The 23279-nt window shown below is 71.2% G+C and carries 17 protein-coding genes; 9 read left to right on the top strand and 8 right to left on the bottom strand.

Translation table 11 applies throughout. From position 1 onward, the window contains the following. Window positions 1–68: 68 nt before the first annotated feature. A complete protein-coding gene (gene ileS, locus H0H10_RS12070; protein WP_188180902.1) occupies window positions 69–3200 on the bottom strand; it encodes an isoleucine--tRNA ligase in 3132 nt (1043 codons plus the stop codon). A gap of 620 nt (window positions 3201–3820) precedes the next feature. Between ileS and H0H10_RS12065 the strand changes: the two genes are divergently transcribed. The 5 genes from H0H10_RS12065 (at window position 3821) to H0H10_RS12045 (ending at window position 8720) form a co-directional block, all read left to right on the top strand. Beyond that, the gene (locus H0H10_RS12065; protein WP_188180901.1) at window positions 3821–4846 is read left to right on the top strand and encodes a TraR/DksA family transcriptional regulator; all 1026 of its coding nucleotides are present in this window, start codon (window positions 3821–3823) and stop codon (window positions 4844–4846) included. A gap of 89 nt (window positions 4847–4935) precedes the next feature. After that, window positions 4936–5568 (top strand): signal peptidase II, encoded by a 633-nt coding sequence (lspA, locus tag H0H10_RS12060; RefSeq protein WP_188180900.1) that lies wholly within the window; start codon window positions 4936–4938, stop codon window positions 5566–5568. Between the two features lie 52 nt (window positions 5569–5620). Then, window positions 5621–6565: an RluA family pseudouridine synthase gene (locus H0H10_RS12055; protein ID WP_188180899.1), complete on the top strand. Its 945-nt coding sequence runs from the start codon at window positions 5621–5623 to the stop codon at window positions 6563–6565. After that, window positions 6562–7044: a GNAT family N-acetyltransferase gene (locus tag H0H10_RS12050; protein ID WP_188180898.1), complete on the top strand. Its 483-nt coding sequence runs from the start codon at window positions 6562–6564 to the stop codon at window positions 7042–7044. Before H0H10_RS12055 ends, H0H10_RS12050 begins: the two co-directional genes overlap by 4 nt. An 89-nt stretch (window positions 7045–7133) precedes the next feature. Next, complete coding sequence (locus tag H0H10_RS12045; protein WP_188180897.1) at window positions 7134–8720, top strand: Na+/H+ antiporter; 1587 nt, start codon at window positions 7134–7136, stop codon at window positions 8718–8720. A 40-nt stretch (window positions 8721–8760) separates the two neighbouring features. On the opposite strand, the gene H0H10_RS12040 is transcribed toward H0H10_RS12045, so the two are convergent. Next, the gene (locus H0H10_RS12040; RefSeq protein WP_188180896.1) at window positions 8761–9885 is read right to left on the bottom strand and encodes a mechanosensitive ion channel family protein; all 1125 of its coding nucleotides are present in this window, start codon (window positions 9883–9885) and stop codon (window positions 8761–8763) included. 38 nt (window positions 9886–9923) lie between these two features. Between H0H10_RS12040 and H0H10_RS12035 the strand changes: the two genes are divergently transcribed. Continuing rightward, window positions 9924–10565 (top strand): dienelactone hydrolase family protein, encoded by a 642-nt coding sequence (locus tag H0H10_RS12035; protein WP_309141775.1) that lies wholly within the window; start codon window positions 9924–9926, stop codon window positions 10563–10565. 5 nt (window positions 10566–10570) lie between these two features. On the opposite strand, the gene H0H10_RS12030 is transcribed toward H0H10_RS12035, so the two are convergent. The 5 genes from H0H10_RS12030 to H0H10_RS12010 form a co-directional block, all read right to left on the bottom strand. Continuing rightward, window positions 10571–11569 (bottom strand): zinc metalloprotease, encoded by a 999-nt coding sequence (locus H0H10_RS12030; protein WP_188180894.1) that lies wholly within the window; start codon window positions 11567–11569, stop codon window positions 10571–10573. 331 nt (window positions 11570–11900) lie between these two features. Further along, entirely contained in the window at window positions 11901–13571 is a 1671-nt protein-coding gene (locus H0H10_RS12025) for an alkaline phosphatase D family protein (protein ID WP_188180893.1), read from the bottom strand. A 115-nt stretch (window positions 13572–13686) separates the two neighbouring features. Continuing rightward, the gene (locus tag H0H10_RS12020) at window positions 13687–14487 is read right to left on the bottom strand and encodes a DsbA family protein (RefSeq protein ID WP_188180892.1); all 801 of its coding nucleotides are present in this window, start codon (window positions 14485–14487) and stop codon (window positions 13687–13689) included. Between the two features lie 78 nt (window positions 14488–14565). After that, on the bottom strand, window positions 14566–15273 hold the full coding sequence (locus H0H10_RS12015) for a hypothetical protein (RefSeq protein WP_188180891.1): 708 nt from the start codon (window positions 15271–15273) through the stop codon (window positions 14566–14568). A 67-nt stretch (window positions 15274–15340) separates the two neighbouring features. Further along, the gene (locus H0H10_RS12010; RefSeq protein ID WP_188180890.1) at window positions 15341–16666 is read right to left on the bottom strand and encodes a DUF2252 domain-containing protein; all 1326 of its coding nucleotides are present in this window, start codon (window positions 16664–16666) and stop codon (window positions 15341–15343) included. A 236-nt stretch (window positions 16667–16902) separates the two neighbouring features. Here H0H10_RS12010 and dnaE point away from each other — a divergent pair, with 236 nt between their 5' ends. Then, window positions 16903–20442: a DNA polymerase III subunit alpha gene (dnaE, locus tag H0H10_RS12005; RefSeq protein ID WP_188180889.1), complete on the top strand. Its 3540-nt coding sequence runs from the start codon at window positions 16903–16905 to the stop codon at window positions 20440–20442. Window positions 20443–20553: 111 nt separating this feature from the next. On the opposite strand, the gene H0H10_RS12000 is transcribed toward dnaE, so the two are convergent. Then, window positions 20554–20718, bottom strand: coding sequence for a hypothetical protein (locus H0H10_RS12000; protein ID WP_188180888.1), 165 nt, complete (start codon window positions 20716–20718; stop codon window positions 20554–20556). Between the two features lie 221 nt (window positions 20719–20939). On the opposite strand from H0H10_RS12000, the gene H0H10_RS11995 reads away from it, so the two are divergent. After that, window positions 20940–22160: an NYN domain-containing protein gene (locus H0H10_RS11995; RefSeq protein WP_188180887.1), complete on the top strand. Its 1221-nt coding sequence runs from the start codon at window positions 20940–20942 to the stop codon at window positions 22158–22160. 120 nt (window positions 22161–22280) lie between these two features. Beyond that, window positions 22281–23255: an ABC transporter ATP-binding protein gene (locus H0H10_RS11990; protein WP_188181050.1), complete on the top strand. Its 975-nt coding sequence runs from the start codon at window positions 22281–22283 to the stop codon at window positions 23253–23255. Window positions 23256–23279: the final 24 nt, after the last annotated feature.

Here is a 23279-nt window from a genome sequence, read left to right as displayed (position 1 = left end):
TCTGTCCGTGTTGCCGAGAGGGCCCGGTTCCCGTGGGGGAACCGGGCCCTCGTGTGGGCGTGGCTCGGTTATGCCTTGCGGAGGCGGAACGTCAGGGTCAGGGCCTCGTCCGTGAACGGGTCCCCGTACGTGTCGTCCGCCTCGCCCTGGGCGAAGTCCGTGGCCAGGACCTCGTCGGCGATCAGGCCGGCGTGCTCGGTCAGGGCGGCGACGGTCGCCTCGTCCGTGGCCGACCAGCGCAGGGCGATCCGGTCGGCGACGTCGAGGCCGCTGTTCTTGCGGGCCTCCTGGATCAGGCGGATCGCGTCCCGGGCCAGGCCCGCGCGGCGCAGCTCCTCCGTGATCTCCAGGTCCAGGGCGACCGTGGCGCCCGAGTCGGAGGCGACCGACCAGCCCTCGCGCGGCGTCTCCGTGATGATCACCTCGTCGGGAGCGAGGGTGATCGTCTCGCCGTCGACCTCCACCGTGGCCGTGCCCTCGCGCAGCGCGAGGGACAGCGCGGCGGCGTCCGCGGCCGCGACGGCCTTCGCCACGTCCTGGACGCGCTTGCCGAACCGCTTGCCCAGCGCGCGGAAGTTGGCCTTCGCGGTCGTGTCGACCAGGGAGCCGCCGACCTCGCTGAGCGACGCCAGCGACTCGACGTTCAGCTCCTCCGTGATCTGCGTGTGCAGCTCGGGCGAGAGCGCGTCGAAGCCGGCCGCCGCGATCAGCGCGCGCTTCAGCGGCTGGCGGGTCTTGACGCCGGACTCCGCGCGCGTGGCCCGGCCCAGCTCGACCAGGCGGCGGACCAGGACCATCTGCTTCGACAGCTCCGGGTCGATCGCCGAGAGGTCCGCCTCCGGCCAGGAGGAGAGGTGGACCGACTCCGGGGCGCCGGGCGTGACCGGCACGATCAGGTCCTGCCAGACCCGCTCGGTGATGAACGGGGTCAGCGGGGCCATGAGCTTGGTGACCGTCTCGACGACCTCGTGCAGCGTGCGCAGCGCCGCCTTGTCGCCCTGCCAGAAGCGGCGGCGGGAGCGGCGCACGTACCAGTTCGACAGGTCGTCGACGAACGCGGACAGCAGCTTGCCGGCGCGCTGGGTGTCGTAGCCCTCCAGCGCCTGGGTCACCTGGTCGGTGAGCGCGTGCAGCTCGGACAGCAGCCAGCGGTCCAGCAGCGGACGGTCGGCCGGGGCCGGGTCGGCCTCACTCGGCGCCCAGCCCGTGGTGCGGGCGTACAGGGCCTGGAAGGCGACGGTGTTCCAGTAGGTGAGGAGCGTCTTGCGGACGACCTCCTGGATGGTGCCGTGGCCGACGCGGCGGGCCGCCCACGGGGAGCCGCCGGCCGCCATGAACCAGCGGACCGCGTCGGCGCCGTGCTGGTCCATCAGCGGGATCGGCTGCAGGATGTTGCCCAGGTGCTTGGACATCTTCCGGCCGTCCTCGGCGAGGATGTGGCCGAGGCAGACGACGTTCTCGTAGGACGACTTGTCGAAGACGAGCGTGCCGACGGCCATCAGGGTGTAGAACCAGCCGCGGGTCTGGTCGATGGCCTCGCTGATGAACTGCGCCGGGTAGCGGGACTCGAAGAGTTCCTTGTTCTTGTACGGGTAGCCCCACTGCGCGAACGGCATCGAGCCCGAGTCGTACCAGGCGTCGATCACCTCCGGCACGCGCGTGGCCGTCTTGGCGCAGGTCGGGCAGGCGAAGGTGACCTCGTCGATGTACGGGCGGTGCGGGTCCAGCTCCGACTGGTCCGTGCCCGTCAGCCCGGTGAGCTCGGCGCGGGAGCCGACGACCGTGAGGTGGTCGTCCTCGCAGCGCCAGATCGGCAGCGGGGTGCCCCAGTAGCGGTTGCGGGACAGCGCCCAGTCGATGTTGTTGTTCAGCCAGTCGCCGTACCGGCCGTGCTTGACCGAGTCCGGGAACCAGTTGGTCTTCTCGTTCTCCGCCAGGAGACGGTCCTTGATCGCCGTGGTGCGGATGTACCAGGACGGCTGTGCGTAGTACAGCAGCGCGGTGTGGCAGCGCCAGCAGTGCGGGTAGCTGTGCTCGTAGGGGATGTGCTTGAACAGCAGGCCCCGGGTGTCCAGGTCCTCCGTCAGCTTCTCGTCGGCCTTCTTGAAGAAGGCGCCGCCGACCAGCGGGACGTCCTCCTCGAAGGTGCCGTCCGGGCGGACCGGGTTGACGACGGGCAGGCCGTAGGAGCGGCAGACCTTGAGGTCGTCCTCACCGAAGGCGGGGGACTGGTGGACCAGGCCCGTGCCGTCCTCGGTGGTGACGTAGTCGGCGTTGACGACGAAGTGGGCCTCGGCCGGGAACTCGATCAGCTCGAACGGGCGCCGGTACGTCCAGCGCTCCATCTCGGCGCCGGTGAAGGTTTGGCCGGTGCTCTCCCAGCCCTCGCCGAGGGCCTTGCCGACCAGCGGCTCGGCGACGACCAGCTTCTCCTCGCCGTTCGTCGCGACGACGTAGGTGACCTCGGGGTGCGCGGCGACCGCCGTGTTGGAGACGAGGGTCCAGGGGGTGGTCGTCCACACCAGGAGCGCGGCCTCGCCGGCCAGCGGGCCGGAGGTGAGCGGGAAGCGGACGTAGACGGACGGGTCGACGACCGTCTCGTAGCCCTGCGCCAGCTCGTGGTCGGACAGGCCGGTGCCGCAGCGGGGGCACCAGGGGGCGACGCGATGGTCCTGGACCAGCAGACCCTTGTTGAAGATCTCCTTCAGGGACCACCAGACGGACTCCACGTACTCGGGGTCCATGGTCCGGTAGGCGTCGTCGAGGTCGACCCAGTAGCCCATGCGGGTGGTCAGCTCGGCGAAGGCGTCGGTGTGGCGGGTCACCGACTCGCGGCACTTGGCGTTGAACTCGGCGATGCCGTACGCCTCGATGTCCTGCTTGCCGGAGAAGCCCAGCTCCTTCTCCACCGCCAGCTCCACCGGGAGGCCGTGGCAGTCCCAGCCGGCCTTGCGGGCCACGTGGTAGCCACGCATGGTGCGGAAGCGGGGGAAGACGTCCTTGAAGACGCGGGCCTCGATGTGGTGGGCGCCCGGCATGCCGTTGGCGGTGGGCGGGCCCTCGTAGAACACCCATTCGGGGCGGCCCTCGGACTGCTCCAGGCTCTTGGCAAAGATCTTCTGCTCGCGCCAGAAGTCGAGCACCGCGTGCTCGAGCGCGGGCAGGTCGACCTGGGCGGGCACCTGGCGGTACTGCGTCATCGATCTTCCTCCGGCGGACGTGCTGCCTTCCGTCGGAGGGACGAGAGCCGCGGAGCCGTATGGCTCCGTACGCCGCTGTGTGCGGCGCGCTCCCGCGGTACCACCCTCCTTGGCCCCCGGTGCGTCCTGTGCACCGGTGAGCCCCCTCATTGGGGTCGCGAGGCCGGTTCTACTCGCCCTGGCTGGTCCTCCACGGCTTTCTTCCGGCGGCTCCGGGGTGATCTTCACGTCGCGCTCGCCCCCGGGCTCCCACCGTCCCCGGGTCGCTCTGGGCTGCGTACGCCGCTACTCGTCCCCATCCACGCTTTTCGCTCCGCCCAGTGTACGGCGCCGCACGGACGGCGGCCGACCGGTTTCCGAGCGGGGCGCGGCGGGGCAGCCGTATCGCCCCGGCCGACCCGAACGGCGCGGCCGATCGTCCACCTCCCGGCAGGCCGGGGCCGGTGCGAGCCCGGCGGATTACCCGGCGGGGAGCTGGGCACAACGGATGCATGCTCGTCGCGCGGTGAGCGCGGGGCGGGCGAATCGGGCGGCGTGCCCCGTTGCCGTGGGACTCGAGTCGATTTATCGTCCCAGCACGATTCGCGCGCAAGATCACAAAATGTGAAGGGGCCGCGGCCATGGTGGCGAAGAAGACCGCCGTACAGCAGTCGGCGTCCGGCAGGTCCGCGAATGCCTCCGGCGGTGCGGCCAAGGGCGTGGGCGGGAAGAAGAACACCCGCGGCGCGGCGAAGAAGGCGGCGACGGCGAAGAAGGGGACGAGCACCGGGCGGACATCGGCGCAGGCGGCCACGGAGGGTCCCGCCGAGCCGCTCGGCACCGCGAAGGGCGCCGCGGACGGGAACGCCGCCAAGCGGCAGGGCGCCGCCGGGAAGGCCGGCGGCAAGCAGGACGTCGCCCGGAAGAGGGCCGCCGAAGAGGGTGTGGTCGGCGGCAGGAGCGGTGCCGGGCAGGGCGTCGTCGACAGGAGCGGCGCGAAGGAGGGCGTCGCCGGGAAGAGCGGTGCCGGCAGGAGCGTGGCCAAGAAGGGTGCCGGCAGGCAGGGCGGTGTGGCGGAGGGCGCCTCCCCAGGGGGCGCGGCCCGGGACACCACGAGCCGCGCGGTCAGGAACAGCACGGCCAAGAAGGCGGGCGCGGCTCAGGCCGCGGAGCAGACGGGAGCCACAGCAGTGGTTGCGAAGAAGACTCCTGGCACGGCCACGGCGGCCACGTCCGCCGTTCCGAAGGCACGGGGCGTCGCGGCGGAGCCCGGCGATCTCGCGGTGCGCCCCGGTGAGGACCCCTGGACCCCGGAAGAGGTCGAGGAGGCGCGCGGTGAGCTGCAGTCCGAGGTGGACCGCCTGCGCACCGAGCTCAGCACCTCCGAGCAGTCGCTCCAGGGCCTGATGCGGGACTCCGGTGACGGTGCCGGCCACGACGAGGCGGACACCGGCACCAAGAACATCACACGCGAGCACGAGCTGGCGCTGGCCGCCAACGCGCGCGAGATGCTCATCCAGACCGAGCGCGCCCTGGAACGCCTCGACGCCGGCACCTACGGCCTGTGCGAGAACTGCGGCAAACCCATCGGCAAGGCCCGCATGCAGGCGTTCCCCCGGGCCACCCTGTGCGTCGAGTGCAAGCAGAAGCAGGAGCGCCGGTACTGATCCGTCACCGTGTGCGTCCTGCGCACGTGGGGCGGGGGAGGTGTGCCGTACCCTCGTCCTCAGTCAGGTACCTAGGTCGAGGGACTCACGTGGCAGAGGCGGAGCGCATCATCGGTACTCCGGACACCCCGGACGCGGCGGGGGACGGGCAGGAGCGGCCCGACGCCGGGCAGGCAGCGGGCCCGGAGCAGGCGGAGGTCCCGCAGGAGACGCAGGGCCCGGCCGACCGGCCCCGGGGCAGGCGCCGGATCGCCGTCCTGTTCGCGGTCGCCGCGTTCGCGTACCTCCTCGACCTGGTCAGCAAGATGATCGTGGTCGCCAAGCTGGAGCACCACGAGCCCATCGAGGTCGTCGGGGACTGGCTCCGGTTCGAGGCGATCCGCAACGCCGGCGCGGCCTTCGGCTTCGGCGAGGCCTTCACCGTGATCTTCACGGTGATCGCGGCGGTCGTGATCGTCGTGATCGCCCGCCTGGCGCGCAAGCTGTACAGCCTGCCGTGGGCGATCGCGCTCGGCCTGCTGCTCGGCGGCGCGCTCGGCAACCTCACCGACCGGATCTTCCGCTCGCCCGGCGTCTTCGAGGGCGCCGTCGTCGACTTCATCGCGCCCAAGCACTTCGCGGTCTTCAACCTCGCGGACTCGGCGATCGTCTGCGGCGGCATCCTGATCGTGCTGCTGTCCTTCCGCGGTCTGGACCCGGACGGGACCGTGCACAAGGACTGAGCGCCGCAGACCGCCGTACGGGCTTGCCGGACCCGTCCGGCATACTCGACGGGTGAGCACGCTTCCCGAGATCCGCACCCTGCCCGTACCCGACGGCCTGGAGGGCGAGCGCGTCGACGCCGCCATCTCCCGCATGTTCGGCTTCTCCCGCACCAAGGCCGCCGAGCTGGCCGCGGCGGGCAAGGTGCTGGTCGACGGGTCGGTGGTCGGCAAGTCCGAGCGGGTGCGCGGCGGGGCCTGGCTGGAGGTCGAGATGCCGCAGGCGCCCGCGCCGGTGCAGGTGGTCGCCGAGCCGGTCGAGGGCATGGAGATCGTGCACGACGACGAGGACGTGGTCGTGATCGTCAAGCCGGTCGGGGTCGCCGCCCACCCGTCGCCCGGCTGGAGCGGTCCGACCGTCATCGGCGGCCTCGCCGCCGCCGGGTACCGCATCTCGACCTCCGGCGCCGCCGAGCGCCAGGGCATCGTGCACCGCCTCGACGTGGGCACCTCCGGGCTGATGGTGGTGGCCAAGTCGGAGCGCGCGTACACCTCGCTCAAGCGCCAGTTCAAGGAGCGCACGGTCGACAAGCGCTACCACACGCTCGTGCAGGGCCACCCCGACCCGACCAGCGGCACCATCGACGCGCCCATCGGCCGCCACCCGAACCACGACTACAAGTGGGCGGTCACCGCCGACGGCAAGCCCTCCGTCACGCACTACGACCTCGTCGAGGCGTTCCGCGCGGCCTCCCTGCTCGACGTGAAGCTGGAGACCGGCCGCACGCACCAGATCCGCGTCCACATGGCCGCCCACCGCCACCCCTGCGTCGGCGACCTGACCTACGGCGCCGACCCGACGCTCGCCAAGCGCCTGCGCATCACGCGCCAGTGGCTGCACGCCGTACGGCTCGGCTTCGAGCACCCCGGCAGCGGCGACTGGGTCGAGTACGCCAGCGACTACCCGGATGACCTGCAGCACGCCCTGGACCGGGTCCGCGAGGAGACCTACGCATGAGCGCTCCCGCGCACGTGCCGTCGTACCAGGTGCGCATCGCCGAGGACCCCGCCGACCGGGAGGCGTGCTTCGCGGTGCGCAAGGACGTCTTCGTCGTCGAGCAGCGGGTCCCCGAGGACATCGAGTACGACGCCTACGACGCCGTCGCCGTGCACGTCCTCGCGGTCCGGGAGGACGGCGTACCGCTGGGCACCGGGCGGCTGCTGCACGGCGCGTCCGCCGCGGCGAAGACCGGCGGCGACCCGGCCGTGGGCTCCCTCGGGCGGCTCGCGGTGACCCGGGCGGCCCGCGGACTGGGCGTGGGGGCCGCGCTGGTGCGGGCCGTCGAGGAGGCGGCACGCGCGCGCGGGCTCACGGCGGTGGACCTGCACGCCCAGACGCACGCGCTGGGCTTCTACGAGCGGCTGGGGTACGAGGCGTACGGGCCGGAGTTCCCCGACGCGGGGATACCGCACCGCGCGATGCGGCGCGCTCTGTAGCCGAGGCCGCCGTACGGGCTGGTGGGGCCGTCCGCGTGGCAGGGTGGGAACTGCCCGTGTGAACGCCGAGACCCACCGGAGCGCTGACCGTGGACCAGTTGGCTCTGCTGTTCGTGCTGTTGCTCGGGGCCCTGATCAGCGTCCCGGTCGGGGACCGGCTCGGGCTCCCGGCGCCGGTGCTGATGACGGTGCTCGGGATCGTCCTGGCGCTGCTCGAGTTCGTGCCCAACGTCGACATCCCGCCCGACCTCATCCTGCCGGCGCTGCTGCCGCCGCTGCTGTACGCGGCCGTGCGCCGGACGTCCTGGCGGCAGTTCGCGGCCAACAAGCGCCCGATCTTCCTGCTCGCGGTCGCGCTGGTCTTCGTCACCATGGCGTGCGTGGCCACCGTGGCGCACGCGATCGTGCCGGGGCTGCCGCTCGCCGCCGCCTTCGCCCTCGGGGCGCTGGTGGCACCGCCCGACCCGGTCGCGGCGACCGCCGTCGCCGGGCAGCTGGGGCTGCCGCGCCGGCTGGTGTCCATCCTGGAGGGCGAGGGGCTGTTCAACGACGTGACGGCCATCGTCCTGTATCACGTGGCCATCGCCGCCGCGGTCGGCGGCACCTTCTCGCCGTGGAAGGCCGGGCTGGAACTGGTGCTGTCCGCCGTCGTCGCGGTCGCCGTGGGGCTCGCGCTCGGCTGGGGCGCCTACAAGCTGCTGGACCTGCTGGGAGACGCCACCCTGCAGATCGGGCTGACGCTGCTGGTGCCGTACGCGTCGTACGTCCTGGCCGAGGAACTGCACGGCTCGGGGGTGCTCGCCGTGCTCACCACCGCGATGTTCCTCGCCGAGTACGCCGTCGGCGCCGACGACGTGATGACCCGGCTCGCCGGGCACACCGTCTGGGACGTGGTCGACACGCTGGTCACCGGGGTCGCGTTCGGACTGATCGGGCTGGAGCTGCACAACGCGATCCGCACGGCCTCCGGGCGGTGGAGCGAGCTGCTGGGCTGGGCCGCCGTGGTGTTGGTCGTGGTCGTCCTCGTACGGCTGGTGTGGCTGCTGCCGGCCACCTGGCTCACCCAGCGCCTGCACGCCCAGCGGGACCACGACGAGGACATCCCGACGAGCTGGCGGGAGACCGTCGTCATGTGGTGGGCGGGCATGCGCGGCGTCGCCTCGGTGGCGCTGGCGCTCGCGATCCCGCTGAGGACGGACGACGGCTCCCCCTTCCCCAACCGCGAAGAGATCATCTTCGTCGCCTTCGGCGTGATCATGGGGACGCTGCTGGTGCAGGGGCTGACCCTGCCGTGGCTGGTGAACCGGCTCGGGGTGCGGGCGGACACCGAGCGGGAGAAGGAGTTCGAGCGGGAGCTGGCCGTGCGGGCCGCGAAGGCGGCGAAACGGCGGCTGAGGGAGATCGAGGCGGTCGAGGAACTGCCGGAGGAGCTGTCCGAGCAGATGCTGCGGCGGGCCTTCGACATCGGGGTGCGGATCAGCCCGGAGATCGGCGACGAGGAGCGGCGCGAGGCCCACGAGCAGCGGGTCCGGCGGCTGAAGCGGATCCGGCGCATCCAGGCCGAGATGCTGAGCGCCGCCCGGCACGAGGTGCTGGCGGCGCGCAGCGAACCCGGCGCCGACCCGGAGATCGTGGACCGCGTACTGCGCCATCTCGACGTACGCAGCCTGCGCTGACCCTTCGCCCGCCACGCCCGTCGCCGGGCTGCCGGTGTCCTCACAGGCCCCTCGTCGGCTGGTCGGGGAGGCGGTGCGCGGCGGCGTCGGAGGCGGGGCGGGGCCGACGGACGTCGCCGCGGCCGGGCGGCGGGACCGCGTCCGCGGTGTTGACCCGCGGCAGCGCGTACGGGTGCTCCTCGGCCAGCCAGCGGATCATCTGCTCGCGCACCTCGACCCGTACCGTCCAGATGTCGTCCGCGTCCTTCGCCGTGACCAGGGCCCGCACCTGCATGGTGTTCGGGGTGGTGTCGGTGACCGACAGGTTGTGGGCGCGGCCGTCCCAGGCCGGGCACTCGCGCAGGATGTCGCGCAGCCGCTCGCGCATCGCGTCCAGCGGAGCGGTGTGGTCCAGGTGCCAGTAGACGATGCCGGTCATCTGCGGGGTGCCGCGCGACCAGTTCTCGAACGGCTTGGAGGTGAAGTACGACACCGGCATGGTGATCCGGCGCTCGTCCCAGGTGCGCACGGTCAGGAACGTCAGCGTGATCTCCTCGACCGTGCCCCACTCGCCGTCCACCACGACCGTGTCGCCGATGCGCACCATGTCGCCGAAGGCGATCTGCAGCCCCGCGAACATGTTGCCGAGCGTGGACTGCGCGGCGATGCCGGCCACGATGCCGAGGACACCGGCCGAGGCCAGCAGCGAGGCGCCCGCCGCGCGCATCGCCGGGAACGTCAGCAGCATGGACGCCGCGGCGACGACACCGACGACCGCCGAGACCACCCGCATGATGAGCGACACCTGGGTGCGCACGCGCCGCACCCGGGCCGGGTCCCGCTGGGCGCGGGCCTGGGCGTAGCGGGAGTAGGTCGTCTCGACGACCGCCGCGGCGATCCGGATCACCAGCCAGGCCGCCGCGCCGATCAGCACCAGCGTCAGGGTCCGCCCGATGCCGACCCGGTGGTCCGGCAGCAGCCGGGCCTCGACGTACGACCCTCTCAGCAGCGCCGCGCACAGCACGAGCTGGTACGGGACGCGAGCACGGCGCAGCAGCCCCCACAGGGGCGTCTCGTGGTGGCGTTGGTCGGCCTTGCGCAGCAGCAGGTCGGTCGCCCAGCCGATGAGCAGCGTCAGGCAGACGGAGCCGCCGACCACGACCAGCGGGCGGAGTATGTTCTCCATGCCCACGAACGTAACCGGAGCCGCCGGGTCATGAACATGTGACTTCGCGGCGGTCCCGGGTACGGCCGGTCGGTCGCGTTGTCACACCCGGCTGGCACCATGGCCCCATGAACATCGTGCTCTTTCATTCGACCTATGGCCTTAGGCCCGCGGTGCGGCAGGCCGCCGACCGGCTGCGCGACGCCGGCCACCAGGTGTGGACACCGGACCTCTTCGAGGGCCGCACGTTCGACACGGTCGAGGAGGGCATGGCCCACAAGGAGGAGATCGGCAAGGAGGAGCTGCTGAAGCGGGCGGTCCTGGCCGTCGCGCCGTATTCCGAACGCGGGCTGGTGTACGCCGGTTTCTCCCTCGGCGCCTCGGTCGCCCAGACCCTCGCCCTCGGCGACCACCAGGCGCGCGGACTGCTCCTGCTGCACGGCACCTCGGACATCGCCCCCAACGCCGCGGTGGACGACCTGCCGGTGCAGCTGCACGTCGCCGAGCCGGACCCGTTCGAGACGGACGACTGGCTCAGCGCCTGGTACCTGCAGATGGGCCGGGCCGGCGCCGACGTGGAGGTGTACAGATACGCCGGGGCCGGCCACCTCTACACCGACCCCGGCCTGCCGGACTACGACGAGGAGGCCGCCGAGGCCACCTGGCGGGTGGCGCTCGGCTTCCTGGAGTCGCTCGGCTAGACGGCTCAGCCCGCGGCGCGGTACGCGGCCCAGCTCTGCTGCATGCGCGTCACCTGGCCCGAGCTGAACTGGTACATGCAGGCGTCGTACGTGTAGTCCATGAAGTTGTGGATCGGGTCGGCGCCCGCCTTGCGGGTGCAGGTGTCCCGGCCCTCGGGGCACTCGTAGGCGGGGCTCTTCTCGGCCGGGGTGTCCTCGACGTAGTCGCCGTTGCCGTTGCAGCCGCCCTGGAAGGTGTGGTATAGCCCCAGCCAGTGGCCGACCTCGTGGGTCGCGGTGTCGCCCTGGTTGTAGTTCGCGGCCGAGCCGCCCGGCAGCGAGGCGTCCAGGATGACCACGCCGTCCATGGACGGGCTGGAGTTGTAGGAGCTGGGGAAGGTGGCCCAGCCGAGGAGGCCGCCACCGAGGTTGGCGGTGTAGATGTTCAGCGCGTTCGCGCCGCCCTTGCGCAGCGCGGACTTCATCGCCTTCTCCTCGGCCGAGCCGGAGGAGACGTTGTACCAGGCGGCGTTGTCCGTGTAGTCGGTGCCGGCCAGCGTGAACTGGAAGCCCGAGTCGACGTTTCCGGTGCCCTGGCCGGCGAACGCGGCGTTCAGCACGTTCATCTGGGCGGTGATGTCGGCCGAGTCCAGCTGGCCGGCCGCGCCGTCGTGGATGACGTGGAAGTAGACCGGGATGGTCGCGGTGGCGGTGGGCGCGAGGCTGCGGCCGGCGTCCCGCAGCTTGTCGAGCTTCTTGCGCAGATCGGCGTCCATGGCCTGGGCCTTGGCCGCGCTCACCTCGTTGGGCTCGGCGGCGTGCTCGCCGGACCCGGGGCGGGCCTCGCGGGCGGAGGCGTGGGCGTCCGCGTGGGTGTCCTCGACGCACTCGGCGGCGGTGGGGGCGCCGGCCGCCGCGACGCCCATGGGCGCCGACAGCGGGGTGAGCATCAGGGTTCCGGCCACGACGGCGGTGGCGAGAACACGTCTGCGCGTCGAGGGAGATATCCGGGCAAGCGCACGCATGCTGGCTCCTAGCGGATGCGGTGGGGAGAGGGGCGCAGGGGTCTTCCTGGCCGCCGCCCGGAGATTACGTGGACATGCCCAGTCGCGAAGAGCAGTGATCAGGCCCAATCAAATTCCCGGCAAACCTGGGGAATTGGGGAGATGAACCGATGGCCTGTCCGGAGTCCGAGATCTCGGCGTAACGAATGCCGTGACCGGGGCGGGTGGTGTGTCCGGGTTCGGGTCACGGCTCGCACCACCCGCCGTAATGGAGTCGGGGGCGATGTCATCTCGCCTTAACAGTGCAGGCAGTCACTGCGGTTGGCTGAAAATCGCCCCTTCGTCACAGCTGTCACACAGGGTCGTGGACGCGCTCGACCTTCTGCGTGCCGCTGCGGGTCCGGTACGACCGCGCCCAGGAGGAGGCCGCGTCCGCCTCGGTGCGGTCGGACAGCACGTAGTAGTCCATCTGCGCCCGGTCGGCGGTGATGTCCAGCACGCCGTAGCCGTGCCGGTCCGTGTCGACCCAGTGGACGTGCCGGTTGGCCGCGCGGATCAGCGGCGCGGCGACCGCGGAGACCGTGCCCTCGCGGACCTTCAGGATGTCGTCGAGGTTGTCGGAGGTCACCGAGGTGACGACGAACTCCGTGGCGGCCGAGGCGGACAGCGGATAGGTACCGGCGCTGACCGGCACGTCGTTGGCCCAGGCCATGTGGATGTCGCCGGTCAGGAACACCGTGTTGCGGATGCCGTTCGCGCGCAGATGGGCCAGCAGCTCGCGCCGGTCGTCGGTGTAGCCGTCCCACTGGTCGGTGTTGAGGGCGAGGCCCTCCCTGGGCAGGCCCAGCAGCTCGGCGAGCGGCTTCAGCAGCTCGGCGGAGAGCGAGCCGATCGCGAACGGCGCGATCATCACCGGGTTGCCGACCAGCCGCCAGGTGGTGTCGGACGCCGACAGCCCGGCCTTGAGCCAGTCGAGCTGGGCGCGGCCGGTGAGCGTGCGGTCCGGGTCGTCGACCTCGCCGTTGCCGAGGGCGGCCTGCTGCGAGCGGTAGGACCGCAGGTCGAGCAGCGACAGGTCGGCCAGCTTGCCGAAGCGCAGCCGCCGGTAGGTGGTGCCGGCGATCGCCGGGCGCACCGGCATCCACTCGAAGTACGCCTGTTTGGCGGCCGCCTGACGCGCCGCCCAGGCGCCCTCCGCGCCCTCCGTGTGGTTCTCGGCTCCGCCCGACCAGGTGTCGTTGGCGATCTCGTGGTCGTCCCAGATCGCGACGACCGGGGCCGCCGCGTGCAGCGCCTGGAGGTCGGGGTCGGTCTTGTAGCGGGCGTGCCGGATGCGGTAGTCGGCGAGGGTGACGATCTCGTGGGCGGGCGCATGCGGGCGTACGACCGTGTCGCGGGTGCCGTACTCGCCGGTGCCGTACTCGTAGATGTAGTCGCCCAGGTGGAGCCAGGCGTCCAGGTCCCCGCGGGCCGCGAGATGGCGGTACGCGGCGAAGTGGCCGGCCTCCCAGTTGGCGCAGGAGACGACGCCGAAGCGCAGGCCCTCGACGGCCGCGTCGGCCGCGGGGGCGGTGCGGGTGCGCGCGGCGGGTGAGTCGGTGCCGCCGGCGAAGAAGCGGAACCAGTAGTCGGTGGCGGGGGCGAGGCCCCGGACGTCCGCCTTGACGGTGTGGTCAAAGGCGGCGGTCGCGGTGACGGAACCCTTGGCCACGATGTTCGTGAACGCCCGGTCCGTGGCGACGACCCAGCTCACCTCGGTGTCGGGGCCCGTGCCCGAGCCCGGTATCGCCTCGGGCGTGGGCGTCACCCGGGTCCACAGCAGGACGCCGTCGGGCAGCGGATCGCCGGAGGCGACCCCGTGCAGGAAGGCGGGGGCGGCGTCGGCCGCGCCGGCGGGCGGGGCGGCGGTGAGCGGAGCCGCCAGAACGGCGCCGGCCGCCGCGGCCTTGACGACCGTACGGCGGCTGGGCGGGAGGGAGTTGGCCGTGGAGGCGTTCTCGGATGATCTGTATCGACTGGTCACGGCCGATCAGGTTACTGATCGGTATGACCAAGAGCGGGCGAACTCGAAAAAAGTTCGCCCGCTCTTTCGCCGTGCTTCCGTGGGGCGTCACCGCCCGACGGCGGTCACGCGGAGGTCACTTGGTGACGCCGGCGTCCTTGAGCGCCTTCTCCCAGTCGGCGACGGTGCCCGGGTTCTCGATCACCTTGTCGTTGATCTTGATGGTCGGGGTCGACTGGACGTCCTCGGTCTTGTCGAAGGACTCGCTCATCTTCATCGCCCAGGCGTCGTAGGTGCCCTTCTCCACGGCGTCCTGGAACTTCTTGTTGTTCTTCAGGGCGTCGACCGTGTTCGCCACCTTGATCAGGTAGTCGTCCTTCGCGAACTCGTCGGACGACTCCTCGGGGTGGTACTCGGCGGAGTAGAGCGCCGCCTTGTAGTCGAGGAACGCCTCGGGGCTGACGTTCAGCGCGGCACCGAGCGCGCTGAGCGCGTTCTTGGAGCCCTCGCCGCCGAGATTGCCGTCGAGGAAGGTGCCGAGCGTGAAGGAGAGCTTGTAGTCGCCGTCCTCCATGCCCTTGTTGACGGTCTCGCCGACGGTCTGCTCGAAGGAGGCGCAGGCCGGGCAGCGCGGGTCCTCGTAGAGGTGGACCACGTTGTCGGTCTTGGAGTCGCCGACGGTGACCGTCGTGCCGTTCTTGCCCGAGGTGTTGGCCGGGGCGACCACCTTGGCCTCGGCGGCCTTGTCCCAGCCCGAGGGCTCGTTGCTCTGGACGACCGCGTAGCCGATGCCGCCGGCCACCGCCAGGACGCCGACGATGGAGCAGGCGACGATGATCTGCCGCCTGACCTTGTCGCGCTTGGCCTGGCGCTCGCGCTCCAGGCGCAGCCGCTCACGGGCCGCCGTCTTCGCCGCCTGGCTGTTCCGCTTGCTCATGGTGTCGATCTCCGTGGGGACGCGCACACGTGGGTGTGCGGGAAACGTATGGGGGACTGCTGGTGCTCTTGGGAGGGGTCACGCGAAGGCGACCGAGCACGGCGGTCCGCGCCGTCCCAGGGAGTGCGCGAGGATCCGCTGGCGAACGGTGGCGGTGCGGCCGAGCGGCCGGGTCGGGCGGCGGACCTCCGGGGGCCGCCGTACGGCCACGGCCGCGACGGCGAGCAGCAGCGGCCGGACCGCCGTCGACGCCGTGGCGGCCACGGCCCGCAGCAGCTGGACCAGCGCCCGCTCGCCGCGGCGCAGCCAGGCCGCCGCCAGCAGGCCGACGCCGATGTGCGCGCCCAGCAGCAGCCAGGAGGTCGCGGGATCGGCGTGGGCCAGCGCGGCCGCCAGCCGGTCGGTGTCGGCGCCGGTCATCCGGGTCAGCGGGGTGCCGGCGCCCACGCCGGTGCCGTCGCCGCACAGGACGTCGAGACCGACCGAGGCCAGCGGGCCCGCGACCGGGCCGCCGGCCCGGCCGTAGCAGACGTGCTGGCCGGTGGTGAACACCGTGTCGGCCGCCAGCTCCAGGGGGATCAGCAGGGCGGCGATCCGCCCGAAGCCGCGCTCGCGGCCCGCCAGGGCGTAGGCGATCAGGAACACGGCGGCGGTGACCGCGGCGACCGTGCTCAGCGGCAGCGGGACCCCGGACAGCAGGACGTGCGACGCGGTGCTGAGCGTCACGACGAGTGCCGTGAACAGCGCCGCGCGTACGGCTCTGATCGGGGTTCCGGATATGTCCATGGCGATAGGAGAGTGTGTCACGGGCTCCGGTAAAGGAACCCTAAAGGGTGGCTGTGAGAGCCCGGGGTCACAGCCCTGGGATCCGGCCGTTGCGGAAGAGGTCGACGAAGATCTGGTGGTCGGCACGCGCGCGTGCGCCGTAGGAGTGCGCGAAGTCGACCAGCAGGGGGGCGAAGCCGTCCTCGTCGGCGGCGATCGCCGCGTCGATGGCCCGCTCCGTGGAGAACGGCACCAGGGACTCGCCGGACTGGTCGTCCGCCGCCGAGTGCATCGTGGCCGTCGCCCGGCCCAGGTCGGCGACGACCTCGGCGATCTCCTCCGGGTCGTCGATGTCGCCCCAGTCCAGGTCGACGGCGTACGGCGAGACCTCGGCGACCAGCTGGCCCGCGCCGTCCAGCTCGGTCCAGCCCAGCCACGGGTCGGCGTGCGCCTGCAGGGCGCGCTGGGAGATCACCGTGCGGTGTCCCTCGTGCTGGAAGTAGTCGCGGATCGCCTGGTCCGTGACGTGCCGGGAGACGGCCGGGGTCTGGGCCTGCTTGATGTAGATCACGACGTCGTTCTCCAGGGCGTCGCTGTTGCCCTCCAGGAGGATGTTGTACGACGGCAGGCCGGCCGAGCCGATGCCGATGCCGCGGCGGCCGACGACGTCCTTCACGCGGTAGGAGTCCGGGCGGGTCAGGGACGACTCGGGGAGCGTCTCCAGGTACCCGTCGAAGGCCGCCAGCACCTTGTAGCGGGTGGCCGCGTCGAGCTCGATGGAGCCGCCGCCGGGGGCGAAGCGGCGCTCGAAGTCGCGGATCTCCGTCATCGACTCCAGCAGGCCGAAGCGGGTCAGTGAGCGGGCCACGCGCAGCGCGCCCAGCAGCGGCCCCTCGGCGGTGTCCAGCGTGAACGGCGGCACCTCGTCGCTCTTGGCGCCGGTCGCCAGGGCGTGGATGCGCTCGCGGTACGCGCCCGCGTACACCCGCACCAGCTCGGTGATCTGCTCGTCGCTGAGCGCCTTCGCGTACCCGATCAGCGCGACGGACGCCGCGAAGCGCTTCAGGTCCCAGGTGAAGGGGCCGACGTAGGCCTCGTCGAAGTCGTTGACGTTGAAGATCAGCCGGCCGGTGGAGTCCATGTACGTGCCGAAGTTCTCCGCGTGCAGATCGCCGTGGATCCACACCCGGGACGTGCGGTCGTCGAGGTACGGTCCGCCCCGCTTGTCCGTCTCCAGGTCGTGGTAGAAGAGGCACGCCGTGCCCCGGTAGAACGCGAAGGCCGAGGCCGCCATCTTCCGGAACTTCACGCGGAACGCGGCCGGGTCGGCGGCCAGGAGCTCGCCGAAGGCGGTGTCGAAGACGGCGAGGATCTCCTCGCCGCGGTGCTCATCGGTGAGCTGCGGAACCGACATCGCTGGGTGCCTCCTGGTGCGGGTGGTGCGTGACAATTGGAGCGGATCGTCCATCCCGGTGAACGTTCGAGGGGACGTACGAGTGCCCGTTTCCCGGGGTCCCGCCCGAGACGCGGGCCCCCGCACGAAGGTACGCGGGGAAGCCCTCGGAGTGTCAGTGGCGAGGCATAGACTTCGACGCTGACCCCCCGGACTGTCCGCAGCCCGTCGCCCACCGTTTTCCGAGGAGGCCGAACGTGTCCAAGCCGCCGTTCACGCACCTGCACGTCCACACCCAGTACTCGCTGCTGGACGGTGCCGCGCGGCTGAAGGACATGTTCAACGCGTGCAACGAGATGGGCATGACCCACATCGCCATGTCCGACCACGGCAACCTCCACGGGGCGTACGACTTCTTCCACTCCGCGAAAAAGGCCGGAATCACCCCGATCATCGGGATCGAGGCGTATGTCGCCCCGGAGTCGCGCCGCAACAAGCGCAAGATCCTTTGGGGCCAGCCGCACCAGAAGCGGGACGACGTCTCCGGTTCGGGTGGCTACACCCACAAGACGATGTGGGCCGTGAACAAGACCGGCCTGCACAACCTCTTCCGGCTCTCCTCCGACGCCTACGCCGAGGGCTGGCTGCAGAAGTGGCCCCGGATGGACAAGGAGACCATCGCCCAGTGGTCCGAGGGCATCGTCGCCTCCACCGGCTGTCCCTCCGGAGAGGTCCAGACCAGGCTGCGCCTCGGCCACTTCGACGAGGCCCTCAAGGCGGCCGCCGACTACCAGGACATCTTCGGCAAGGACCGCTACTTCCTGGAGCTGATGGACCACGGCATCGACATCGAGCACCGGGTCCGCGAGGGTCTGCTGGAGATCGGCAGGAAGCTCGGCATCCCGCCGCTGGTCACCAACGACTCGCACTACACCTACGCGCACGAGGCGAGCGCCCACGACGCCCTGCTGTGCATCCAGACCGGCAAGAACCTCTCCGACCCGGACCGCTTCAAGTTCGACGGCACCGGCTACTACCTGAAGTCGACCGAGGAGATGTACGCCATCGACTCCTCGGACGCCTGGCAGGAGGGCTGCGCCAACACGCTCCTGGTCGCCGAGATGGTCGACACCGAGGGCATGTTCGAGAAGCGCGACCTCATGCCCAAGTTCGACATTCCCGAGGGGTACACCGAGGTCACCTGGTTCAAGGAGGAGGTCCGCCGCGGCATGGAGCGCCGCTACCCCGGCGGCATCCCCGAGGACCGCCAGAAGCAGGCCGAGTACGAGATGGACACCATCATCTCGATGGGCTTCCCCGGCTACTTCCTCGTCGTCGCCGACTTCATCATGTGGGCCAAGAAGCAGGGCATCGCGGTCGGCCCCGGCCGAGGCTCCGCGGCCGGCTCGATCGTCGCCTACGCCATGGGCATCACCGACCTCGACCCGATCCCGCACGGCCTGATCTTCGAGCGGTTCCTCAACCCCGAGCGCATCTCGATGCCCGACGTCGACATCGACTTCGACGAGCGCCGGCGCGTCGAGGTGATCAGGTACGTGACGGAGAAGTACGGCGCCGACAAGGTCGCCATGATCGGCACCTACGGCACCATCAAGGCCAAGAACGCGATCAAGGACTCCGCGCGGGTGCTGGGCTACCCGTACGCGATGGGCGACCGGATCACCAAGGCCATGCCCGCCGACGTCCTCGGCAAGGGCATCCCGCTCTCCGGCATCACCGACCCCGAGCACCCCCGCTACTCGGAGGCGGGCGAGGTCCGCGGGATGTACGAGAACGAGCCGGACGTGAAGAAGGTCATCGACACCGCCCGCGGCGTCGAGGGCCTGGTGCGGCAGATGGGCGTGCACGCCGCCGGCGTGATCATGTCCAGCGAGACCATCACCGAGCACGTCCCCGTCTGGGTCCGGCACACCGACGGCGTGACCATCACGCAGTGGGACTACCCGAGCTGCGAGTCGCTCGGCCTGCTGAAGATGGACTTCCTGGGCCTGCGCAACCTCACGATCATGGACGACGCCGTCAAGATGGTGAAGGCCAACAAGGGGATCGACATCGATCTTCTGAGCCTCCCGCTCGACGACCCGACGACCTTCGAGCTGCTCCAGCGCGGCGACACCCTCGGCGTCTTCCAGTTCGACGGCGGCCCCATGCGCTCCCTGCTGCGCATGATGAAGCCCGACAACTTCGAGGACATCTCCGCCGTCTCGGCCCTGTACCGGCCGGGCCCGATGGGCATGAACTCGCACATCAACTACGCCCTGCGCAAGAACGGCCAGCAGGAGATCACGCCGATCCACCCGGAGCTGGAGGAGCCGCTCAAGGAGGTCCTGGACGTCACCTACGGCCTGATCGTCTACCAGGAGCAGGTGCAGAAGGCCGCCCAGATCATCGCCGGCTACTCGCTCGGCGAGGCCGACATCCTCCGCCGCGTGATGGGCAAGAAGAAGCCCGAGGAGCTGGAGAAGAACTTCGTCATCTTCCAGGCCGGCGCCCGGAAGAACGGCTACAGCGACGAGGCCATCCAGGCCCTGTGGGACGTGCTGGTCCCCTTCGCCGGCTACGCCTTCAACAAGGCGCACTCGGCCGCCTACGGACTGGTGTCGTACTGGACCGCGTACCTGAAGGCGAACCACCCCGCCGAGTACATGGCCGCGCTGCTCACGTCGGTCAAGGACGACAAGGACAAGTCGGCCGTCTACCTCAACGAGTGCCGCCGCATGGGCATCCGCGTGCTCCCGCCGAACGTCAACGAGTCGGAGGCGAACTTCGCCGCGCAGGGCGACGACGTGATCCTCTTCGGCCTCTCCGCCGTGCGCAACGTCGGTACGAACGTCGTCGAGTCGATCATCAGGTGCCGCAAGGCCAAGGGGAAGTACACCTCCTTCCCCGACTACCTGGACAAGGTGGAGGCGGTCGTCTGCAACAAGCGGACCACGGAGTCGCTGATCAAGGCCGGCGCCTTCGACGAGATGGGGCACACCCGCAAGGGCCTCACCGCGCAGTACGAGCCGATGATCGACAACGTGGTCGCGGTCAAGCGCAAGGAGGCCGAGGGCCAGTTCGACCTCTTCGGCGGCATGGGCGACGAGCAGAACGACGAGCCCGGCTTCGGCCTCGACGTCACCTTCAGCGACGAGGAGTGGGACAAGACCTATCTCCTCGCCCAGGAGCGGGAGATGCTCGGCCTGTACGTCTCCGACCACCCGCTCTTCGGCCTGGAGCACGTGCTGTCCGACAAGGCCGACGCGGGCATCTCCCAGCTCACCGGAGGCGACTTCGGCGACGGCGCGGTCGTCACGATCGGCGGCATCATCTCCGGCCTGCAGCGCAAGATGACCAAGCAGGGCAACGCCTGGGCCATCGCCACCGTGGAGGACCTGGCCGGCTCCATCGAGTGCATGTTCTTCCCGGCGACCTACCAGCTGGTGTCCACCCAACTCGTCGAGGACGCCGTCGTGTTCGTCAAGGGCCGTCTCGACAAGCGGGAGGACGTGCCGCGGCTCGTCGCGATGGAGCTGATGATCCCGGACCTGTCCAACGCCGGCACCAACGCGCCCGTGGTGCTCACCATCCCGGCGACCCGGGTCACCCCGCCCATGGTCAGCCGGCTCGGCGAGATCCTCACGCACCACAAGGGCGACAGCGAGGTCCGCATCAAGCTCCAGGGGCCGACCAGGACGACGGTGCTGCGCCTGGACCGGCACCGGGTGAAGCCCGACCCGGCCCTGTTCGGCGACCTGAAGGTGCTGTTGGGCCCGTCCTGCCTGGCGGGCTGAGCGGACCCGACGGTCAAGGGGCGCACCCCGCGTGGGTGCGCCCCTCGTATGTTCCCGGGCCTCGGCGGCCCGGCCCGCGGATGTCCGGCGCGGATGCCGGCCGCGCCGATGTCAGTTGTGGCCGAAACGCTTCTGCCGCTTACGGGAGGCGATCTCGCCGGGAGCCATGTGCGGGGCGTGCTCTTCCTCCCGCTCCAGCACCGCCGCGTCCGCCGTCTGCGGGCTGCGCTGGGCCTGGGACTGCTTACGGTCACGGTTGTTCTTGTTCTTGGCCATGGTGTGCCTCCTGTGGGGGATCTAGGGGCCAGGGCCGGGACCAGATTCACATAAGCCGATAAAGAACGCATGTCGGCTAATTACCGTGTGTGACAAGGCTCATTGGAGCGCGCGGCCCCGAAACGCCACGCCGAAGATCGAGTTCGGGCCGTTAACCACCGCGTGGTCGGGCAGACTCGAAGGAAGCCCGAAGCAAACCTCCCGGAAAGAGGGTGGATCGCGTGGACCGCTGCATCGTCCTGGTGGACGCCGGGTATCTGCTGGGGGCCGCCGCCAGTCTCCTCGCCGGGGAGCCGTCGCGCTCCCGCATCACCGTCGATCACGCCGCCCTCATCCAGGGGCTGCGCGAACGCGCCGAGTCCGACACGCAGCAGCCGCTGCTGCGCATCTACTGGTTCGACGGCGCCCCCGACCGCGTCCCGCAGCCCGAGCACCGCAGGCTGCGCGTGATGCCCCGGGTCACCGTCCGCCTGGGCGCGCTCACCCGCAGCGACGGCCGCTGGGCCCAGAAGGGCGTGGACGCCGCCATGCACGCCGAGCTGACCGAACTGGCCCGCAACCGCGCCTGCTCCGACGTCGTCCTGGTCACCGGCGACGGCGATCTGCTGCCGGGCATGATGGCCGCCAAGGAACACGGCGTCGCCGTCCACCTGTGGGCCGTGCAGGCCGCCGACGGCGACTACAACCAGTCCGAGGACCTGGTCGCCGAGGCCGACGAGCGACGCGTCCTGGACCGTACGTGGATCACCAAGGCCGTACGCGCCAAGGAACTCGGCGGCATCTGCGCGCCACCGCCCGCGCCCCGGCCCGAGATCGCCGCGATCCTCTCGGCGCCGCTGCCCGAGTCCGCCCTCACCGCCGCCGCCGAGCGGCCCGGACCGGCCGAGGAACCGGCCCACCCCACGGTCCCCGCCGCCACCCGCAACGGCGCGGGGGAGCGCGTCCCGCCGGCCAAGGGCGTCCCCACCCCCAAGGACCTCGCCGCCCTGCGCGCCCCCGGCGCCCAGCCCGCCCCGCACCCGCCGACCGCCACCCTGCGCTGGTCCTCCGACAAGGGCTGGGTCGACCGGCCCGCCGCCGAGCCCCCCGAGGCCGCCTCGATGCCGACCCTCGCCCAGCTCACCACGGCCGAGCAGCGGTGGGCCGACCGCGAGGAGGACATCACCACGGTCGGCGGCGATCCCTACGAGGTGGGGCAGGTCTTCGCCCGCCGCTGGGTGGAACGCCTGGGCGACCAGAGCCACCTGCAGAAACTCTCGGCCATGTACCCCCGCATCCCGCACCGCGTCGACGGCGAGCTGCTGCGCTACGCCGCCCGCTTCGGCCTGCTGGCCCACAAGGACGACCAGATCGACGAGCACGACCGGTACGCGATCCGGGCCGGGTTCTGGCGGGAGATCGACCTGCGGACGGCGACCGACCGCGCCCCCGCGGGCGAGTGAGTCCCCGGATGAATCGACTCTTATGGGCCGACCCGGGGACGGAGCGGAGTTACGGACCCCGTAGTCTCGTCCCTTGTGAGTGAGCGCGCGGCACAGGCATTTCGGCACGGTGGCGACGTCGTGTGCGTGGTGCGCGGACTGACCAAGACCTATCCGGCGGTACGCGGCAGGCGCGGCGTCCCGGCCACGCCCGAGGTACGGGCGACCGACGACGTCACGCTGGACATCCGCCGCGGCGAGATCTTCGGACTGCTCGGACCGAACGGCGCCGGCAAGTCCACCCTCGTACGGCAGCTCACCGGGCTGATGCGGCCCGACGGCGGCAGCGTCGGGATCCTCGGGCACGACATCGTGCGCCACCCGGAGCGGGCCGCGCGGATCCTCGCCTATCTCGGCCAGGAGTCGAGCGCGCTGGACGAGCTGACCGTGTCCCTAGCCGCCGAGACCACCGGGCGGCTGCGCGGCCTCGACGCCCGCGAGGCGCGCGCCGAGCGCGACGCCGTCCTCGACGAGCTGGGCCTCACCCCGATCGCCGGACGCCCGCTGAAGAAGCTCTCCGGCGGACAGCGCCGCCTGGCCTGCTTCGCGGCCGCGCTCGTGGGGGAGCGCCCGCTGCTCGTCCTCGACGAGCCGACCACCGGCATGGACCCGGTGGCACGGCGCGCCGTGTGGGCCGCCGTCGACCGGCGGCGGGCCGAGCGCGGCACGACCGTGCTGCTCGTCACCCACAACGTGATCGAGGCCGAGACCGTGCTCGACCGGGTCGCCGTCCTCGACCGGGGACGCGTGATCGCCTGCGACACGCCGTCCGGGCTCAAGGAGAAGGTCGCGGGCGAGGTCCGCGTCGACCTGGTGTGGCGCGAGTCCGCGCCGCTCGGCGTCCCGGAGGTCGCCGCGCTGCGCGACCGGGCCGCCGAGTCGGGACGCCGCTGGACACTGCGGCTCGCGCCCGAGGAGGCCCGCGCGGTCGTCGCCACCGTCACCGGCGGGGCCGCCTTCGCCGCCCTGGACGACTTCACCCTGGCCACGCCCAGCCTGGAGGACGTGTACCTGGCGCTGGGCGGTGCCGCGCGGCAGGGGCTGGTGAGGGCGTGAGCACCGAAGCGGTGAGACCGGGGA

This window comes from Streptomyces griseicoloratus, assembly GCF_014534645.1.
GTDB lineage: Bacteria > Actinomycetota > Actinomycetes > Streptomycetales > Streptomycetaceae > Streptomyces > Streptomyces griseicoloratus.
This window is presented reverse-complemented; position numbering and strand designations above follow the sequence as displayed.